The organism is Streptomyces sennicomposti, assembly GCF_019890635.1.
GTDB lineage: Bacteria > Actinomycetota > Actinomycetes > Streptomycetales > Streptomycetaceae > Streptomyces > Streptomyces sennicomposti.
In genome coordinates, this window is record NZ_JAIOAB010000002.1 from 59554 (window position 1) to 78183 (window position 18630).

Annotated in this window: 17 protein-coding genes and 2 pseudogenes; 9 read left to right on the plus strand and 10 right to left on the minus strand. The window is 72.1% G+C overall.

Features of this window, described 5'->3' with window-relative positions:
* Nucleotides 1-199: 199 nt before the first annotated feature.
* Nucleotides 200-439 carry a putative leader peptide gene (locus K7787_RS32370; RefSeq protein WP_372456589.1) on the minus strand — a complete coding sequence of 80 codons (240 nt, stop codon included), beginning with the start codon at nt 437-439 and terminating at the stop codon, nt 200-202.
* 46 nt (nt 440-485) lie between these two features.
* Here K7787_RS32370 and K7787_RS01265 point away from each other — a divergent pair, with 46 nt between their 5' ends.
* Nucleotides 486-2297, plus strand: a complete 1812-nt coding sequence (locus K7787_RS01265) for a bifunctional metallophosphatase/5'-nucleotidase (RefSeq protein WP_223000168.1) — start codon at nt 486-488, stop codon at nt 2295-2297.
* 210 nt (nt 2298-2507) lie between these two features.
* Here K7787_RS01265 and K7787_RS01270 read toward each other — a convergent pair whose 3' ends face one another.
* Both K7787_RS01270 and K7787_RS01275 read right to left on the minus strand, forming a co-directional pair.
* Nucleotides 2508-3506 carry an L-threonylcarbamoyladenylate synthase gene (locus tag K7787_RS01270; protein WP_223000169.1) on the minus strand — a complete coding sequence of 333 codons (999 nt, stop codon included), beginning with the start codon at nt 3504-3506 and terminating at the stop codon, nt 2508-2510.
* A gap of 545 nt (nt 3507-4051) precedes the next feature.
* Nucleotides 4052-4903, minus strand: a complete 852-nt coding sequence (locus tag K7787_RS01275; RefSeq protein WP_223000170.1) for a phytanoyl-CoA dioxygenase family protein — start codon at nt 4901-4903, stop codon at nt 4052-4054.
* A 135-nt stretch (nt 4904-5038) separates the two neighbouring features.
* On the opposite strand from K7787_RS01275, the gene K7787_RS01280 reads away from it, so the two are divergent.
* From K7787_RS01280 to K7787_RS01300, 5 genes are all read left to right on the plus strand, one after another.
* Nucleotides 5039-6061, plus strand: coding sequence for a LacI family DNA-binding transcriptional regulator (locus tag K7787_RS01280; RefSeq protein ID WP_223000171.1), 1023 nt, complete (start codon nt 5039-5041; stop codon nt 6059-6061).
* A 322-nt stretch (nt 6062-6383) separates the two neighbouring features.
* Nucleotides 6384-7559 carry an extracellular solute-binding protein gene (locus tag K7787_RS01285; protein WP_247720423.1) on the plus strand — a complete coding sequence of 392 codons (1176 nt, stop codon included), beginning with the start codon at nt 6384-6386 and terminating at the stop codon, nt 7557-7559.
* Between the two features lie 46 nt (nt 7560-7605).
* Nucleotides 7606-8967, plus strand: a complete 1362-nt coding sequence (locus K7787_RS01290) for a hypothetical protein (RefSeq protein WP_223000172.1) — start codon at nt 7606-7608, stop codon at nt 8965-8967.
* A 93-nt stretch (nt 8968-9060) separates the two neighbouring features.
* The gene (locus tag K7787_RS01295; protein ID WP_223000173.1) at nt 9061-9456 is read left to right on the plus strand and encodes a hypothetical protein; all 396 of its coding nucleotides are present in this window, start codon (nt 9061-9063) and stop codon (nt 9454-9456) included.
* Nucleotides 9457-9540: 84 nt separating this feature from the next.
* Nucleotides 9541-10041 (plus strand): NUDIX hydrolase, encoded by a 501-nt coding sequence (locus K7787_RS01300; RefSeq protein ID WP_223000307.1) that lies wholly within the window; start codon nt 9541-9543, stop codon nt 10039-10041.
* 15 nt (nt 10042-10056) lie between these two features.
* Here K7787_RS01300 and K7787_RS31505 read toward each other — a convergent pair whose 3' ends face one another.
* Together K7787_RS31505 and K7787_RS31510 are read right to left on the minus strand one after the other, a co-directional pair.
* Nucleotides 10057-10500: a hypothetical protein gene (locus K7787_RS31505; RefSeq protein ID WP_247720425.1), complete on the minus strand. Its 444-nt coding sequence runs from the start codon at nt 10498-10500 to the stop codon at nt 10057-10059.
* 46 nt (nt 10501-10546) lie between these two features.
* A pseudogene (locus K7787_RS31510) lies at nt 10547-10795 on the minus strand (site-specific integrase); the annotation flags it as partial.
* A 161-nt stretch (nt 10796-10956) separates the two neighbouring features.
* Between K7787_RS31510 and K7787_RS01315 the strand changes: the two are divergent.
* From K7787_RS01315 to K7787_RS01325, 3 genes and pseudogenes are all read left to right on the plus strand, one after another.
* A pseudogene (locus tag K7787_RS01315) lies at nt 10957-11106 on the plus strand (extracellular solute-binding protein); the annotation flags it as partial.
* On the plus strand, nt 11103-12065 hold the full coding sequence (locus tag K7787_RS01320) for a carbohydrate ABC transporter permease (RefSeq protein ID WP_247720426.1): 963 nt from the start codon (nt 11103-11105) through the stop codon (nt 12063-12065). The pseudogene K7787_RS01315 and the gene K7787_RS01320, both read left to right, overlap by 4 nt.
* Entirely contained in the window at nt 12062-12907 is an 846-nt protein-coding gene (locus K7787_RS01325) for a carbohydrate ABC transporter permease (RefSeq protein ID WP_009192836.1), read from the plus strand. The genes K7787_RS01320 and K7787_RS01325 overlap by 4 nt, the downstream gene beginning before the upstream one ends.
* Nucleotides 12908-12941: 34 nt before the next feature.
* Here K7787_RS01325 and K7787_RS01330 read toward each other — a convergent pair whose 3' ends face one another.
* The 5 genes from K7787_RS01330 to K7787_RS01350 form a co-directional block, all read right to left on the minus strand.
* Entirely contained in the window at nt 12942-14465 is a 1524-nt protein-coding gene (locus tag K7787_RS01330) for a nucleobase:cation symporter-2 family protein (RefSeq protein ID WP_247720427.1), read from the minus strand.
* Entirely contained in the window at nt 14462-15940 is a 1479-nt protein-coding gene (locus tag K7787_RS01335) for an amidohydrolase family protein (protein WP_247720428.1), read from the minus strand. Before K7787_RS01335 ends, K7787_RS01330 begins: the two co-directional genes overlap by 4 nt.
* A 112-nt stretch (nt 15941-16052) precedes the next feature.
* Entirely contained in the window at nt 16053-17000 is a 948-nt protein-coding gene (locus K7787_RS01340) for a 2OG-Fe(II) oxygenase family protein (protein WP_308036275.1), read from the minus strand.
* Between the two features lie 588 nt (nt 17001-17588).
* Nucleotides 17589-17927 carry a hypothetical protein gene (locus K7787_RS01345; protein WP_247720429.1) on the minus strand — a complete coding sequence of 113 codons (339 nt, stop codon included), beginning with the start codon at nt 17925-17927 and terminating at the stop codon, nt 17589-17591.
* On the minus strand, nt 17924-18523 hold the full coding sequence (locus K7787_RS01350; RefSeq protein ID WP_223000175.1) for a TetR/AcrR family transcriptional regulator: 600 nt from the start codon (nt 18521-18523) through the stop codon (nt 17924-17926). The genes K7787_RS01345 and K7787_RS01350 overlap by 4 nt, the downstream gene beginning before the upstream one ends.
* Nucleotides 18524-18630 lie beyond the last annotated feature (107 nt).

The following is an 18630-nucleotide window of genomic DNA, read 5'->3' on the forward strand; positions in this document are numbered from 1 at the left end:
GGGACGCGGATCAGCGGACGGGACACCACCGCGCACACCTCACGGCGCGGGCGGCCAAGGGGCCGTGTGCGCGCGGGGAATGCGGGAGAGGGTGTGGAACAGCTCTGGGCGAGCGGGGAGTTGGCCCGCCAAGGGCACACCGGACGACCCGGAGTGCCGGCCGGCGGAGGTCACCCAGCGGGCGAAAGGCTCTGCGGGCTCAGCGACAGAGAGCGCTGGACTGCCGGCACAGATCGACGTGCCGCCGCTCCACGAGCGCGGTGCACGCACGTCGGTGATCGGTGGGCAGCCTCATGACCAGGGAGGCTGCCAGCGGGAGACGCGCCGCGTCAAGCCACGTCCGCACAGCGGGACATGGCGGCGCGACGCGCCGTCCGGCGCCCGAGCGCAATCCGCTCGTGATCCGCGAACCCCTGTTCACGCTACGCGCGTTGACCATAGGCTCCGCACAGCTTCAACCGTCTCGTAGCCACAGAGGGAGACTCATGACCCACCCGACCAAGCCAAGACGGCGCACCCACCGGTTCCTCGGGGCCGTCGCCGCTTTGGCCACGGCCGGTGCGCTGACCGCCGCCGCCACCCCCGCGAGCGGATCGCCGACGGCCCATCGAGGGCACAGCGGGCACAGCGGTCGCACGGTCGACGTCCAACTGCTGTCGTTCAACGACTTCCACGGGAACCTGGAGCCGCCGGCCGGCTCCTCCGGGCAGGTCACCGAGACCGAGCCGGACGGCGCCACGAAGAAGATCGACGCGGGCGGCGTCGAGTACCTCGCGACCTCGCTGCGCACCGCGCGCAAGGGCCACCCGTACAGCGTCACGGCCGCGGCCGGCGACCTGATCGGCGCGAGCCCCCTGCTCTCGGGCCTGTTCCACGACGAGCCGACCGTCGAGGCGATGAACAAGCTCGACCTGGACGTGACGAGCGTCGGCAACCACGAGTTCGACGAGGGCGCGAGCGAACTGGCCCGGATGCAGAACGGCGGCTGCCACCCCAAGGACGGCTGCTACCAGCCCGGCCGGACCTTCAAGGGCGCCGACTACCCCTATCTCGCGGCCAATGTGACGGACGAGAAGACCGGCAGGCCGATCCTCGAGCCGTACTGGGTGTGGAAGCACGACGGCGTGAAGATCGGCTTCATCGGCGTCACGCTGGAGGGCACGCCGGACATCGTCACCGCCGAGGGCGTCAAGGGACTGAAGTTCCGGGACGAGGTGGAGACCGTGAACAAGTACGCGAACATCCTCGACAAGCAGGGCGTCAAGTCGATCGTCGCGCTCATCCACGAGGGCGGCGAGCCCGCGTCGCAGTCGTACGACTACGACTGCGACTCCCCGGGCGCCGGCGACGGCGTCTCCGGGCCGATCGTCGACATCGCCAAGCACCTCACACCCAAGGTGGACGCCCTGGTCACCGGCCACACGCACCAGGCGTACGTGTGCACGATCCCCGACCCGTCGGGCCGGCCGCGCATGGTCACCTCCGCCTCCTCGTACGGCAAGCTGTACACCGACACCACGCTGACCTACGACCGCCGCACCCGCGACATCGTCCGCACCAGCGTGAAGTCCGCGAACCACGTGGTCAGCCGCACCCAGCCGAAGGCCGCCGACATGACGGCGCTGATCTCCCGCTGGAACGCGCTGGCCGCCCCGGTGGCGAATCGGCCCGTCGGCTACATCTCCGGCGACGTCAACGGACGCGGTGCGACCACTCCCGAGTCCCCGCTCGGCGATCTGATCGCGGACGCCCAGCTCGCGCACGCCAGGTCGCTCGATCCCAAGGCCGTGCTGGCGCTGATGAACCCCGGCGGCATCCGCTCCGACCTGGTCCACAAGGCGAGCGGCGGTGAGGGCGACGGCGTCGTGACGTACGGCGAGGCGTTCACCGTCCAGCCCTTCAGCAACACGGTGAACCTGGTGGACCTCACCGGAGCGCAGCTGATCACCGCGCTCCAGCAGCAGGTCAGCGGCCCGAACGAGGCCTCGCCGAAGATCCTGCAGATCTCCGCGGGCCTGACCTACACGCTGGACCTCACCAAGTCGGGCGCGGCCCGCGTGGTCGCTGACTCCGTCCGGCTGAACGGGGCGGCCATCGACCCGGCCGCCACCTACCGCGTCGCGATGAACTCCTTCCTCGCGGGCGGCGGCGACGGCTTCACCGAGCTGGGCAAGGGGAAGAACCCCCTGGTCGGCGCGGACGACCTGAAGGCGTTCAACGACTACCTGACGGCCAACTCGTCGGCGAGCAGCCCGATCGCGCCGCCGGCGGCCGACCGGATCACGGTCGTGAAGTAGGCGCGCGAGCGGAGGAAGCGAGCGCGTGAGCGAGGCACGGGCGCCCTGCGGCGTCCGTGCCTCTTCCCTGTCCGCTGCCTGCCTACGGGAAGAACCGGCCCGCGCTCGGATGGTCCTGCGCGCCGTCCACGCGGATGTCGGCGCCGTCGACCCCGCCGGCGCGGCGCAGGACCGTCGGTCCTCGCCGCCGCCCCGTCCTCGTCGTGCGGGTCACGCGGTGGGCCGGGGGCCCGCCGCGCGGCGCAGCCGGTTGGCGATGGCCAGTCCCAGCCCCGTCTCCTCCGGCAGCGAGGCGACGATCAGGTCGCAGCCCCGCTGGTCGAGTTCGCGCAGGTGCCCGTACAGACCGCGCGCGTAGGCGGCCAGGGAGCCCGGGACGGGCACCACGGCGTGCGCCGGCACCGCGTCCTCGGTGAGGCCGGGCGGGAGGAGGACGCCCACCCGGTGTCCCAGCTCCCGGGCCCGTTCCGCCTCGTGGACGACCTTCTCCGGTGCGACGAGGACGACCCGCGCGCGCGGCGCGTAGTGGGAGGGATGCTGGCCCGGCACCCGGACGGTGCTGGTCGCGGGGACCGCGAGCGGGTGTCCCAGCGCCGCTTCGAGGTCCTCGCGCGTCACCCCGCCGGGCCGCAGGATGCTCGGCGTGTCGCCGGTGACGTCGACGATGGTCGACTCGACGCCGACCTCGCAGGAGCCGCCGTCCAGCACGAAGTCGACGGCGTCGCCCAGCTCCGCGCGGACGTCGTCCGCGGTGGTGGGGCTGACCGCGCCGAAGCGGTTGGCGGACGGGGCGGTGACGCCGCCGCCGAAGGCCGCCAGCAGCGCGAGGGCCACGGGATGGTCCGGCACGCGCACGGCCACCGTCTCCAGACCGCCGGTCGCCTCCAAGGGCACCCGGCGGCCGCGCCGCAGGACCAGCGTGAGCGGGCCCGGCCAGAAGCGTTCGGCCAGCAGCCGCGCCGTGGCCGGCACCTCCTCGACCCAGTCGTCCAGCTGCTCGGCACCGCCGAGGTGGACGATCAGCGGGTGGGAGGGCGGACGCCCCTTGACCTGGAAAATGCGCGAGACGGCCGCGGGGTCCTCGGCGTTCGCCCCCAGGCCGTAGACGGTCTCGGTGGGGAGGGCCACGAGCCCGCCGGCGCGCAGCACGTCGGCCGCCTTGGCGATGTCGGTCTCGATGTCAGTGGTTCTTGCCGTCACTCTCGCCATCCTAGGGCCTCTCGTTCGGGCCAGGCCGGGCTCGCGGGGTCTGGCACCGCTCCCCCAAGCTCTTCGAGCAGGGGGGACCCCCACGCCGCGTTGTCGTCGGTTGCCATGGCTCCGCCATGACGCCCTCCTCCGCCTTGCGATGCTCCCCCACTGCCTGAACGGCGTGGGAGGTGCCCCCATCACCAGACCCCGCTCCCTGATCCGGCCTGACCCAAACGAAAGACCCTAGGCCGTGTCGTCAAATTCCCGCCGTCCGCCCGGAGGGCGCGCTCTGCGGCGTCAGGTGCGTGCTCTGGGGGTCCCCCCTGCTCGGAGAGCTTGGGGGAGTGCCGGATCCTGACCCTCGTACTGGACGTACTCGGGTCTGGCTCCGGTGCGGCGAGAGTGCGTGCATGGCGTCGCGGAGCAGGCGGGAATTTGACGACACGGCCTAGGCGCAGGCCGGGACCCCGCGGCGGCCCCGGTCGGTCCCGCCCCCGGGGCGCGGCCCGCGCACCGGCCGCCGGAACCGGGGCCGTACCCGGGCCGCCGTGGCGAAGGCGGCCTCAGGCGTCGCCCATCACCAGTCCCTCGATGGTGTGTTTCTGTGTGAGGGGCCGCAGCGCGTCCACCACGGGGCAGTCCAGGTGCCGGCGCACGCGCTGCGGCAGCGACTCCCAGAAGGCCCGGGTGACCGCGGCGTCGTGCCGGTCGCCGTTGTCCGCCTCCGGTCCGTCGACGCCGAGGACCAGGACGGGCCGTGACCTGGCGGACTCGTTGCGCGTGCCGCGGTGGACGGTCAGGGCGGTGCGGCAGGAGATGTCGCCGCGCCGCGGGTACTTGCGCACGGCCAGCTCCTCGTACCGGCCGTAGTGCGACTTCGGCGGGAACATGCCGTGCCCGAACTCCGGGCCGTCGTCCCACTGGGTGCCCGGCGCGATCTCGAAGGGGCCCATGTCCTCCTCGGTGTCCACGCCGGTGACGTTGAAGGCGAGGGAGGTCAGCCGGTGCTCGCGCCGGGTCTCCTCGGGCATCGGGAAGTCACGGTGCCAGGGCTGGTCGACGGCGCCGGCCAGCGGGACGTCGAAGCCCAGCTCCACGATGCGGTAGTCCGGCCCGAGCACCGCGGTGCACAGCGACCGTACCCAGGGGTGGTCGACCAGCTCGACGAAGCCCCTGAGCTGCTCGGGGTGGATCTCCACGTAGTAGCGGTTCGGGCCGCGTCCCACGGCGCCGTCCGGGCGGGCCAGCGCCTCGGCGAACGCCTGCTCGATGTCCTCGCGGACCAGGTCGGCCCATTCGGGGGCGAACGCGCCCTTCCGGGCGGTGATGCCGTCGGTGTACAGGGCCGCCACGTCGGCCGACACGTCGACGGGCGTCGGGCCGGCGGCGGTGCCGGGATGGGCGTGCGGGGTCATGGGCGCCTCCTTGCGCTGCGGGCGGGATGGCTCCGGCTCATGGTTGCAGCGCTGCATGCAACGTTGCAATACCTGGTGCCGCCCCTTTCCCGCGGCCTTTGTCCCGCTGCCGCCGCCCGTGCCAAGATGGCCGCCGTGAGCAGTCGCCTGAAGGACGTCGCGGCCCTGGCCGGGGTGTCGATCCGCACCGTCTCCAACGTCGTCAGCGGCACCGGGCCCGTCGCCGAGGCGACCCGGGCCCGCGTCCAGGCCGCGCTGGACGAGCTGGGCTACCGGCCCAACCTGGCCGCCCGCAATCTGCGCGCCGGCCGCACCGGCCTGATCGGCCTCGTCATCCCCGAGCTGCACTCGCCCTACTTCGGGGAACTGGCCGGACTGATCGTCGAGGCGGCCCGGCAGCGTTCGTGGACGGTGGCCATCGACCAGACGTACGGCGACGGCGAGGCGGAACGCCGGCTGCTGGAGGGCACCGGAGGCTGGGTGGTCGACGGGCTCGTCATCAGCCCGTGGTCCCTGCGCCCGGAGGAGCTGACCGCCCGCGCCCGCGACCTGCCGCTGGTCCTCCTCGGCGAGCAGCCCGCGCCGGGACTGGCGGACCGGGTGGCGGTCGACAGCGTCCTCGCGGCCGACGAGGCGACGACCCATCTGCTGCGGACCGGACGCCGGCGCATCGCTGCGATCGGCCCGCAACCCCATCTGCACAACGGGACGGCACGCCAGCGGCTGGAGGGCCACCTGCGGGCACTGCGGCGCGCCGGACTGGAGCCGGAGGAGGCGCTGCGGCGGCCGGTGCGGTCCCTGCACCGCCGGGACGGGGCCGAGGCCATGACCGCGCTGCTCGACTCCGGCGCGCGGCCCGACGCCGTCTTCGCCTTCAGCGACGAACTCGCGCTCGGCGCGCTGCACGTGGCGCACGAACGAGGGCTGCGCGTCCCCGAGGACCTGTCCCTCGTCGGGTTCGACGGCATCGAGGACGGCCGCTACGCGCACCCGCCGCTGACCACGGTGGTGCCCGACAAGAAGCAGATCGCCGAACGCGCCCTGCAGTGCCTGGCGGACCGCATCCACGGCCCCGTGTCCCAGGTGCCGCCCCTGGACGTGGTGGTGCCCCACCGGCTGGAGATCCGGGGCAGCACCTGCCCGGTCCGGGACGTATGACGGTACGGCGCTCCGTCCCGCCCGGGGCCGGGGCCGGGTTCGCGGCCTGACGGACGGCCGCCGACGCACGCCCCGACGTCCCGTCGCCCGGCCCCGCAACGGATTTGCCGTGCGCCCCGACGTCCCGTCGCCTGGCCCCGCACCGGGTTTGCCGTGCTTCAACTCCCTTTGTGGCGAACCGCGTTGCACGGGGTGCGTCCGACGGTCACAGAGTGGTTGAGACCTCTTGTCGGCGTGTTCGCCGAGTACCTAGCCTCCAGGGTGTTGTGCAGAGCAAAACCGCCATTGCATATGTTGCAACACCTTGACCGGAGGTTCGCTCATGAAGCTCTCCGCAAGACACCCGGGCCGACGACTGGCCCTGTTGCTGGCCGCGGCCGTCGTCACCGCCACCGCCTGCGCCCCGCAGACGTCCGACAACTCCTCGGCCGGCAAGGACGAGAAGACCGGCACCCTGCGCGTCTGGCTGTTCCAGGAGGTCGACAACAAACCCAAGGAACAGGTGGTCGACCAGGTCCTCGCCGACTTCCGCGCCGCACACGAGGGCGCCGAGGTCACCGTCGAGTACATCCCCGTGGAGACCCGCGCCCAGCGGATCAAGGCCGCCTTCAACGACCCGAAGAGCGCCCCCGACGTCGTCGAGTACGGCAACACCGACACCGCCGGCTACGTCGAGGACGGCGGACTCGCCGACGTCACCGCCGAGTTCGGCGCCTGGGCCGAGGCCAAGGACACCGACCCCACCGCACGCACCTCGGTCACCGTGGCCGGCAAGGTCTACGGCGCGCCCTACTTCGTCGGCGTCCGCGCCCTGTACTACCGCACCGACCTCTTCCGGAAACTGCACCTCGCACCGCCGAGGACCATGACCGAACTCGCCGCCGCCGCACGGAAGATCCGCGCCGCCGAACCCGGCCTCTACGGCCTCGCCGTCGGCGGCGCCTACACCTACGGCGCCCTGCCCTTCATCTGGGCCGGCGGTGGCGCGCTCGCCACCGCCGAGGGCGGCTCCTACACCGCCGCGATCGACACCCCCGCCGCCCGCAAGGGCATCGAGGCGTACACGTCCCTGTTCGGCGACGACAACTGCCCCGCCGCCAAGTGCGCCGGGATGACCGGCAACGACACCGTCACCACCTTCGCCGCCGGCAAGGCCGGCATGGCCATCGGCGGCGACTTCAGCCACCAAGCCGTGGAAGCCGGCCAGGTCAAGGGCAAGTACGCGGTCGTACCGCTGCCCGGCGTCACCCCCGGCTCGGTCGCGCCCGCCTTCGCCGGCGGCAACAACATCGGCGTCCTCAGGAGCACCGCGCACCGCACCCTCGCCGTCGACCTGATGAAACGGCTCACCTCGAAGAAGACCCAGGGCGAGATGTTCGACGCGATGGGCTTCCTGCCGACCTTCACCGACGTGCGCGCCCAGATCGCCGCGAAGGAGCCGTTCGAGAAGCCCTTCGTCGACACCCTCGCCGCCGGCACCCGGTTTTTTCCGGACTAAGGACCGATGGAAGGCTGGCACGCGGCGGCCCGACTAGGTTGAGCGCATGACAAGCCTTGATCACCCCCAACTCTCCGGGTTGGGGCGGAACCCGTCGGCTCCTCAGGATGTCCTGGTACGTCTGGCTACACACAAGGCCGGCCGACACGGGATATCGCAGCGTCGCGGGCGGCTGGAGGACGCCGTTGTCGATGCTCTGCTGACGCAGGGCAACTGCAACACCGCTGTGGCCCTTCACGGGGACCGGATCTCCCCGAAAATGCGCCGAAGGATTGCCGAGCATCCCGATCCGGCGATCCGCAACGCGTTCACAGATTTTGTCCGCGACATGGTTGACCACAAGGTGCAGATCGGCATCGAAGCCCTGGAGGAAGCCTATGGCCAGTCGCGGATGATGCTCGCCAGCGCGCCGAGTCCGAGCCTGCGTGCCGCGGTCGCACGAGCTTGGTACGACCGGCCTATCACCGTGCAAGTGGAACTACTCGCTGACCCGGATCCGCAGGTCCGTGCAGCCGCCACCGAGCACAGGAATCCGGGTGTCCCGCCTGAGTGGAGGGAGCGTTGTCTTGCCGACCCCGCAGTGCGCACCAGCGTGGCACGCTATGTCCCACTCACATCGGAACAGTTTGCGCAGCTCATGCGGCACGAGGAAGAGGAGCTCCATCAGGCTGTCGCCGGTAACCCTCATCTATCGGCAGAGATGGTTGCCCAGCTCCTGGGCATCGACGACCCGCTCGTGCGGGTCGCGGTTGCGCAGAGTCGGCATGTGGACGCCGAAACCCGGGCGCGACTGTATGCGCTCGTAGAAGCCGAACGCGCGGACGGAAGCATCGAGGCGGAAGTGGCTCTGAGCTGGAACTTCGCCGAACCGGACTGGCTACGCGAGGCGCCTCTCGATGAGCAGATGTCCTACCTGGACTGTCAGTACACACCATTCCGGCGCGTACTGGCCTCCTGTCACGACCTGCCTGAAGAGGCATGGCGTCGGCTGGACAGCGACCCGGAACTCGTAGTCCGCCGTGCTGCCGCCCGTCGGCCGAACACACCACCGGAGGTTCTGGAAGGACTGGTCCGCGCTCACGGCGACGTATTGCACATCCGACCACTGCTCGTCGACCACCCCAACTTCCCTCGTGACGTGCTGCGCACGTTCGTCGACGAGCCAAGCCCGAACGTGCGCTACCTCGCCCTGGAGGACCCGGAACTGCCCCTGCCGTACCTTCAGCAGCTCGCCGCCGCTGCCGAGCCCTTCCTGCGCCGCGGGGTCGCCCGTCACCCCAACGTCACGGACGTGTTGCTGGAGCGGCTGCTCGGTGACCCGGACCCCCAGGTAGCCGACGACGCCGCTGCCAACTATGTGCTGCGGCCGACCCAGATGTATCGGATCCTTACCGCTGCTGGCTTGTGACCCCACGAGGGGCCCAGGCCCCAGGATTTCCCGGTTCTCGCGGAGGCGGCGGTGCGGGGTCGGTGAAGACGGGCATGCCGAGGTCGACCAGCTGTGGTCGGCCGTCGGCGGGGCGCGCTTGAGGCTTTGCAGCTTGGCGGTGGCGGCGTCGAGGCTGCCCTGGAGCCCATCGACCTCGCCGAGCCAGCCGTTGCCGCGGGCTTCGCGGATGCTTTCGCGGAGGTTGTGGATGATCTCGATGAGCCGTTCTCGCTGGCTAGGGTCGATTTGCAGGACGGGGCAGCGGATGCAGGCGTGCTCGTGCTTGCAGGGCGTTCCGTAGGGGCGGCCGCAGGTGCCCAGGGAGACCTTGCGCAGTTCGAAGTGCTGCTGGAAGTCGTGCCACTCCTGCTCGGTGGGTTCCCGGTATTCCTCGACGCGCCGCTCGGCCCGGCGGGGGTCGAGGAAGCCGCGGTAGGTCCGGATCAAGTCGTCCTGGAAGACGGCTAATGGTGGGCTCGGGTATCGGAACTCTCCGAATACCTGGCCGTGGACATGATCGACAGCGGTGTTCGACGCTGGCAGGCTGGCCTAATGCGGATACCCAGACGAGCAGCCAGAGTCGCAGTCCTGGACCCGGCAGGGTCGGTCTTCATGTTCCGGTATGACAACGAGGAAGTCGGCGTCCACTGGGCGATGCCCGGTGGCGGGCTGGACCCGGGTGAATCGCCGCTGCAGGCCGCTGAGCGCGAGTTGCGCGAGGAGACCGGATGGACCGACATCGAGATCGACGGCACCCTGCTGTGTCTGTGGGAACACGACTTCACCAGGGCAGGGGTGCCGGTTCGTCAGCACGAGCACATCTTCCTCGCGCATGGTCCCCGGCGGGACCCAGTCGGCGACCTTGCTGCTTCGCATGCCGCAGACAAGATCCTGCGGTGGCGATGGTGGTCGCCAGCTGATCTATCCGGTGATTGTGAGCCGTTGTGGCCGCCGCAGCTGCCCGAAATGCTCGCCGATGTGCGGAAAGGCGGTGCACCGGCGACGCCCGTCGACCTTGGTTTCGTCCGGAACGGGTTCGTCGGCGGGAGCTGATCCGGGGGACGGATCTCAGGAGCTGTTCCCGCGGCTGACCTCGGCTGCGTAGGTGCCCCAGTCTCCGGCGGCGGCTCGCTGCCATTTGACGGCGACGGTGATGTCGATCCCGAGGGTGCGGGCGAGGACCGCGGCGGGCAGTTCGGTGGCGAGCTGGAACAGGGCGGTCGAGCGGGTCTCGGCGAGCCTGATGCCGAGTTTGCGGAGTCGTTCGCCCATGGCCCAGACGCTGATCGGGCGGCCGGGCTGGCCGCCGGGGAAGAGCCAGGGCGAATCCGTCCGGGCGAGAACGGCATGGCTGCGGCGAACCGCGACCTGGTGGAGGGCAAGTTCGGCGACGGGGCTGGGCAAGTCGACGGGGACGGCGCCGAGGCGGAGGCGGACGGCTCCGTCGGTCTCCTCGATGTGGTCGACGGTGAGCCGGGAGATCGCCGCGGGCCACTGGGCATAGAGGAGCAACAGCAGGCCGGCGAGGCGGTCTCGCGGAATGTGTGCGCGCCGCCCTGCGCGGCTTCGTCGCGGCCCGGAGCCACAGGACGAAGTCCCGGACCTCTGCCGAGGTCGCACGGTTCCACTCGACATCGACCACGCGCAGCCACCGCCACCAGCGCAGTAGGTCGTAGGCGTAGCTGCGTACGCTGCCGGTCCGGTTGTCTCGGGCGATGAAGTCGATCAGGAACCTGCGGACCGGCTGCACGGCTTTCCCTTTCTCATCGAGGACCAGCCAGGGCACAACACCGGGGTCCGCAGCCACCCGCCCCCACGGCGGGAGCTGGATGGTGCGGATGTCACGGGATTGCTCGTTCAACTCCGTTGCGCTCCTTCGTTCTCGGATGGCGCAACGTCTACCGACTAGGCCAGGCGGGGGATGCGCTCCGGCCCGGCGTGTCTTTCCGTAGTCCGGTCAACGACTCCGTGCCGGCCACCCCCGCATGGGCCCAGATCGACTCCGCGCAGGTGCTGCCGACCATGTTCCAGCAGATCGTCAGCGGCAAGAAGGACGTCGAGTCGGCCGCCGGCGACGCGGCGAAGAAGATGAACGACGCGTTCGGCGCCGCCGGATGACCGCGACGCCCACCACCCCGCGCGGCGCGGTGCGCGAGCGGCCCCGATCCGTCCGCCGCCGCCCGCGCACATCCCCCCGGCCCGCCGGGCGCACCGCCACCCCCTGGCTGTATCTCGCCCCCGCCCTCGTCGTCCTCGGCGCCCTGCTGGTCTACCCCGTCTGCCAACTCGGCCTGATCTCCCTCCTGAAGTACACCCAGGCCCAGGTCAGCGGCGGCCGGCCGACCACCTTCCAGGGCCTCGGCAACTACGCCGAACTGTTCGGGGACGACCAGTTCTGGCACGTCCTGCTGGCCACCGTCGTGTTCGCGGCCGCCTGCGTGCTCGGCACGCTCGCCGTCGGCTGCGCCCTCGCCGTCCTGCTCACCCGGGTGCGCGCCGTGCCCCGCCTCGCGCTGATGCTCGCCGCCCTCGGCGCGTGGGCCACCCCGGCGGTCACCGGCTCCACGGTCTGGCTGCTGCTGTTCGACGCCGACTTCGTGCCCGTCAACCGGGTCCTCGGACTCGGCGACCACTCCTGGACGTACGGACGCTACAGCGCCTTCCTCCTCGTCCTGCTCGAAGTGGTCTGGTGCTCCTTCCCGTTCGTCATGGTCACCGTCTACGCCGGCATCCGCGCCGTACCCGGGGAGGTGCTGGAGGCCGCCGCGCTGGACGGCGCCTCCCCGTGGCGGATCTGGCGCTCGGTGCTCGCCCCGATGCTGCGGCCGATCCTGGTCGTGGTCACCATCCAGTCGGTCATCTGGGACTTCAAGGTCTTCACCCAGATCTACGTCATGACCAACGGCGGCGGCATCGCGGGGCAGAACCTCGTCCTCAACGTCTACGCCTACCAGAAGGCGTTCGCGTCCTCGCAGTACGGCCTCGGCTCCGCGATCGGCGTCGTGACGCTGCTGATCCTGCTCGCCGTGACACTCGTCCACCTGCGGCTGCTGCGCCGCCGAGGGGAGGAACTGTGAACCCCGTACGCCTCCGGGTGCGCCGGCCGGGGCGGCTCGCGGCCGAGGCGTCGGCGCTGCTGGCCGCCGCCGTGGTCGCCTTCCCGCTGTACTGGATGGTGCTGAGCGCCTTCAGACCCGCCGGGGAGATCGAGTCGGCCCAGCCGCGGCCCTGGACGACCTCCCCCTCGCTGGACTCGTTCCGACGGGTCTTCGGACAGCAGGAGTTCGGCCGCTACTTCCTCAACAGCCTCGTCGTCGCGGGCGCCGTGGTGATCGCCTCCGGGCTGATCGCGTTCCTGGCGGCGACCGCCGTCACCCGGTTCCGCTTCCGGTTCCGCACCACCTTGCTGATCATGTTCCTGGTGGCCCAGATGGTGCCCGTGGAGGCGCTCACCATCCCGCTGTTCTTCCTGATGCGGGACTTCGGCCAGCTGAACACCCTGGGGTCGCTGATCCTGCCGCACATCGCGTTCTCGCTGCCGTTCGCGATCTGGATGCTGCGCGGCTTCGTCAAGGCCGTACCGGAGGCCCTGGAGGAGGCCGCCGCCCTCGACGGGGCGAGCCGGTCCCGGTTCCTGTGGCGGATCCTGTTCCCGCTGGTCCTCCCGGGGCTCGTGGCGACCAGCGTGTTCTCCTTCATCTCGGCCTGGAACGACTTCCTGTTCGCGAAGTCGTTCATCATCAGCGACGTCTCCCAGTCCACGCTGCCGATGGCCCTGCTGGTCTTCTACAAGCCCGACGATCCCGACTGGGGCGGGGTGATGGCCGCCTCCACCGTGATGACGGTCCCGGTGCTGGTCTTCTTCGTGCTCGTGCAACGGCGGCTCGTCTCCGGCCTCGGCGGGGCGGTGAAGGACTGACGCGCCCCCGGCACCGCCCCGGGACCCGGTTCCGTCACGGCGCGTCGGCCGCGACCGCCGTGCCGGGCCGGGGCCGGCGGCGCGACGGGAGGTGGTGGAAGAACAGGTTGAGCGCCACCGCGGTGAGCGTGCCCAGCATGATGCCGCTCTCGAAGAGCACCCGCAGCTGCCGGGTCGGCATGTGCTCGGCGAACTGCGGATACGCGGTGGGCAGGAAGCCGATGCCGAGGCTCGCGGCGACCAGGACCGTGTTCCGCGCCTGCGACAGATCCGCCTTGGCCAGGATCTGCATGCCCACGACCGCGATCGTGGAGAACAGCACGACCGTGGCCCCGCCCAGGACCGCCGGCGGCATCGCGGCGACGACCGCGCCCACCTTGGGGACCAGCCCGAGCACCAGCATCATCACGCCGCCGGCCGCGACGACCCAGCGCGACGTCACCCGGGTGATCCGCAGCAGGCCCACGTTCTGGCTGTAGACCGTGGTGGGGAAGGAGTTGAGCAGACCGGCCGCGACCGTGGCCAGCCCGTCGGCGCGCAGCGCGCGGGCGATGTCCCGCTCGTCCACCTCGCGTCCGGCGACCTCCCCGACGGCGAAGAACTGCCCGATCGACTCCACCGCGATGATCACCATGACGAGGACGATCGACAGGACCGCCATCACGTCGAAGCGCGGCATGCCGTAGTGCAGCGGCGCCCGCATCCCGAACCAGGCGGCGTCGCCGATGCCGGAGAAGTCGGTCCGCCCGGCCAGTGCCGCGACCGCCGTGCCCGCCACCAGCCCCAGCAGGACGGCCACGGAGGCGACGAAACCCTTCGCGAACCGGTACAGCACGACGATGACGCCCAGCGTGACGGCGGCCAGACCGAGCTGCCCGGGCGTCCCGAAGCCGGGCGCGCCCGGGTCGCCGCCGCCCACCTGCCGGGCGGCGACCGCCATCAGGGTCACGCCGACGACGGTGACGACCGTGCCGGTGACCAGGGGCGGGAAGAAGCGGACCAGACGGCCGAAGACCGGCGCGACCAGGAAGAGCACGAGCCCGGCCGCGATCACCGCGCCGAACACGGTCGGCAGCCCGGCGCGCGCCCCGCCCGCCGCCACGCCGACCGACACCAGGGACGGCACGGCAGCCGTCGACATGCCCTGCACGACCGGCAGCCGGACGCCGACGCCCGGCAGGCCCACGGTCTGCAGCAGCGTCGCCACGCCGCACGCCACCAGTGCGGTGTTCACCAGCGAGGCCGTGTCGGCCGCCGACAGGCCCATGCCCTCGGCGACCAGGAGCGGCATGACGACGGCGCCCGCGTAGAACGCGAGGACGTGCTGGAGCCCCAGCGCGGCCAGCCGCCACCACACGGGCACGGTGTCGACGGCAGCGCCGCCGGCAGCGGTGCGCGTACGGCCCGCCCGGCCGCCGGACCGGTCACCGACGCCCTTGCCGCCCGCCGCCTCCGGAACACCCGGGGCGCTCGTCGCTCCGGTGCCGGCCGCAGCGCTCGCGGTGGGCGCCGCGGGTGTCGAGACCGTGCCGCCCGCCGACCGTGTCACATCCGTCATGCGTTCCTCCCCAGTCGTTCCGTCCGGCGCCGCCACGGCTCGGTCAGCGAGCCGAACCCGGCCCGCCGGACCAAGCGGTCCGCCAACTCGCTGGCGTACGCCGCCAGTTGCTCTTCGTCGATGCCGGGGCAATGGCCGTCCTCGAAGACGACCCGGCCGCCCACCAACGTCATCACCACGTCGCCCGCCCGCGCCGCGTACACGAGCGCCGACACGGCCCGGTGCACCGGCTGCACGGCCACTCCGCCGAGGTCCACCACCACCAGGTCCGCGAGCGCCCCGGGGCGGAGCACACCCGCGTCCGGCACACCCGCGTACCGGGCGCCGTCGCGGGTGGCCGCCTCCAGCACGTCCTCGCAGCGCACCCCGGCGGGATCGAGGGCGGCCAGCCGCTGCGCGAACAGCGTCTGCTTCATCACCTCGAACATGTCCTGCCGGCCGCCGGCGCTCGGCCCGTCCGTGCCGAGCGCCACCACCGCGCCCGACGCGCGCAGGGCCTGCCAGGGCATGGTGCCGGAGGCCAGATACGCGTTGGAGCAGGGATTGTGGGCGACGCCGGCGCCGGCCGCGCCGACCGCCGCCGTCTCCTCGGCGTCCAGCCACACCGCGTGGGCCAGGGTCGCGCGCCCGTCCAGCAGGCCCTCGCGGGCCAGCCAGGTCACCGGGCGGACGCCGTGGGCGTCCAGATAGCTCTGCGGGTCCTTGGCGCCCTCACTGCAGTGGGTGTGCCAGCGGACACCGTGTTCCCGGGCCAGGGCGACCGCGCCGGCGACGAGGTCCTGGTCCCCGTAGGAGAGGTTGAGCGGGGCGGGCCAGATACGGACGCGGGCGTCCGGACCGCGGACCGCCATGCACTGCCGGGTCAGCTCCAGTTCCTCCGCCGTGCCGTACCGGTACAGCGCGTCCGGCAGCCCGCGCGCGTCGGCCACCTTGGTGCGGTCGCCGAGCATGCCCCGGGCGACCGCGCCCCGCAGGCCAATCTCCTCGACGGCGTCGGCGACGGCGAGGACCGTCTCGGGGTCGGTGGGCGCGTAATGATGGTCCACGACGGTGGTGATGCCGGCGCGGGCCGCCTCCACGGCGCCCAGCCGGACGGCGGTCAGCGCGTCCTCGGCGTCGAGGTGCACGGCGTAGGGCCACATGAAGTGGTTGAGCCAGGGCCAGATCGGCTCGCCGTCGCCGATGCCCCGGGCCAGGGACTGGAAGAGATGGGTGTGGGCGTCGGTGAAGCCGGGCAGGACCGCCCGGCCACGGCAGTCGATCCTCCGGCGCGGCCGCCAGCGGGCCTCGACCTCCGGGGCCGGGCCGACGTCGACGATCCGGTCGCCGTCCACGGCCACCGACCCGTCGGTGTACACGGCGCGTTCGTCGTCCACGGTGACGACCTGCGCGCCGGACAGCAAGAGCGCGCAGGGGCGCGGTGCGGGCGGCATCGGCTGGTGCGACGCCGCCTCGGGGAGCAGCGGTTCGGGCATGGGCGTACCCCGCTTTCGGTCCGGGGGTGCCGGGACCGCCGCCGCGACCCGCGCGTCGGGGCGCGGGCCGCGGCGGTCGGCCGCCGGTGCTGGAGAAGGGAGAACGGGCGGGTCAGCCGCCGAAGTTGGCGGCGATCCGCTGCCGCAGATACTCCTCGGCGGTGATCGGCGCGTGGCGGCCGTCCGGCGAGGTGATCACGGCGTCCCGGTCGGCCTGCGCGAAGTAGGCGACCGAGTAGCGCGGGCCCTGGTCGCCGTCGGGAGCGGGCGGGGCGACACGGTGGAAGTTGGACAGCAGCCGGTCGCCGCTCCACCGCATCAGCATGTCGCCGATGTTGCAGGTGACCAGGTCGGCGCGGGCCGGAACCGGCGTCCAGGCCCGGGTGTCGGCCTCCTTGCCCGGGCACACCTGCAAGCCGTCCTGCCCGTCCCGCTGGAAGAGCAGCGTCAGACAGTCGAAGTCGGTGTGCGCGCCGGCCCGCCACGCGCCGTCGGAGCGTCCGCGCGCCGCCTCGGGCACGGCGTAGTAGTGCAGCAGGCGCAGCGTGCTCTGGTGCAGCGGGCCGGCCGGGTCGTGCCGCTCGGCGAAGAAGTCCCGGGCGAAGCCGAGGCGTTCGGCGAAGCAGGACAGGATCTGCTGGGCGAGGGCGTGGCAGCGCGCCTCGAACGCCAGCAACGTGTCGCGGAACCCGGCGAGTTCGTCCTCGCTCGGCCACAGTCCCGCCATGTGCGGGCGGGTGAGCTGATAGGACTCCTTCTCGTCCGGAAGGCCGGTGGAAGGGCGCACCTGACTGCGGTACTCCCAGCCCGCGTTGAGGCCCTTCTTGAGCGCGTGCCTGCGCTTGACCTGCTTCGGGAGCGCGAAGTAGGCCTCGGCGGCGGCGAACGCGGCGTCGGTCTCGGCGCGGGTGACGCCGTGACCGGAGAGCTGGAAGAAGCCGGTCTCCGTGGCGGCCTGCCACAGCTCCTCGGTGATCCGGGCGCGGCGCGCGTCGAAGTCCGTCAGATCGACGACCTTGATCTCGCGTGCCGCCGTCGCGGTGCCCGGGGCGCCGCCCATGCGCCGCTCGCGGTCGAGTTCGGCCTCGGCGTTCGGGGTGTGCGGGTCGTAGTGCTGGGTGGTCAACGTGGTTCTCCCTGTCCGGGACGCGCCGGGGACCTGCCCTGACGCGCGGGGGAACGAAGCGCGGTCACCGCCCCCGGCGCTTCCACCGGCCCGCTCGCGGCGGACCGGGCACGCTCGCGTACGGCCCTGCTGCCGACGCGTCGTGAACTGGCAGCCTCTCAGGGCCCTTTCGCGGGGCCCGCGGTGCTGCGCGATGACGAGGAGTCTCCCCGCCCGGTGTTACGGGCCCGCGACGCCTGGTGTCCTCCGCGTAAACGGTGCCGAGGGCCCCCGACGGTGCCGCGGGCGCGGGCCGACGGCCCGGGGCAGCGCCCTGTTGGGACACTCGCCGCCCAACGCCACTCGCCCACCGCGTTATTACGGCGTAATGGCGCATGACCTCCACCCGTCCGCGTCAAGGCCCGGCCCACCCGTCGCGGCGGCCGTCGGATGCCGGACCCTGGCCACGGGGGGAGCCGCGTACCCGGGTGGTACGGCGAGGAAGGCCCGGATGCCTGCCCGGCCCCGCCCCTTCACACCTCCTCACGAGCGGTGGCGGGATGTCCGGGCCCGGGGAGGGGGACGCGGCGCCGGGGGAGCGGAGGGGCGCGGGCGCAGCAGCGACAGGACGGCGGCCGCCGCGGGCAGACCGGCGCAGAGGACGGTCGCGTGCGCGAAAGCCGTACGCGGGGCGCCCGCCGGGGCCGACGTACCGCGCGGATAGCTGCCGGAGACGGCGCTCACGGCGACGGCCGCGGCGATCCGCTGCGCCATCTGGAGAATGCCGCCGGCCACCCCGGCGGCGTCGGCCGGGGCGTGCCGGAGGACCAGCGCCTGATCGGGGGAGACGGTGAGCCCGGCGCGCCCGCGGGCGCCCCTCACACGGGCGGCGCGCCGAACAGCCGGGCGGCGTCGAACATCGCCTCGACGGCCCGCCCCACACTGATCTGGCCGTTGCCGCCCACGATGTGCAGCCCGTAGGCGTCCTCCAGCGCCACGAGGTTCAGGGCCGCCGTCGACGTGTCCAGCAGGAGGTCGAACACCCCCGCCTCGGCTCCGCGCTCCAGCACGTGGCGGTACGTGGCCAGTTGCCGCTCGTACATCGCCTCGACCAGCGTGCTGTGCAGCGGGGAGCTGCCCGCCACCACGTCGAACTCGTACAGCAGCCGCATCAGCGCGTCGTCCGGTCCCGTCGGCAGCCCGGCGCGGATGGTCTCGCCGAGCAGCTTCGCCGGGTCCGCGATCGTGTCCCGCAGCGCGTCGCGCCGGTCGCAGAAGCGCTCCATGCCCGCGCGATAGGCCTCGCTCAGCAGCGCGTCCAGGTCGTCGTAGTAGTACAGGACCGCCCCCCGGGTCAGCCCCGCGCTGCGGGCCACGTCGGCGAGCGAGAGGGAGCGCAGCCCGGTGCTGGCGGTGGTGTCGATCACCGCCTGGATGAGGTGGGCGCGGCGTTCGTCCTGGTTCTTGGGGCGGGCCATGTCTTGACAGTAGCCGAGAACGTCATGACACTCGACCCATTCTTTGACGCCGACGTAAAAAAACTCGTGCCGCGTCTCCGCGCGCCCTCGCGCCCGTTCGCCGTGCG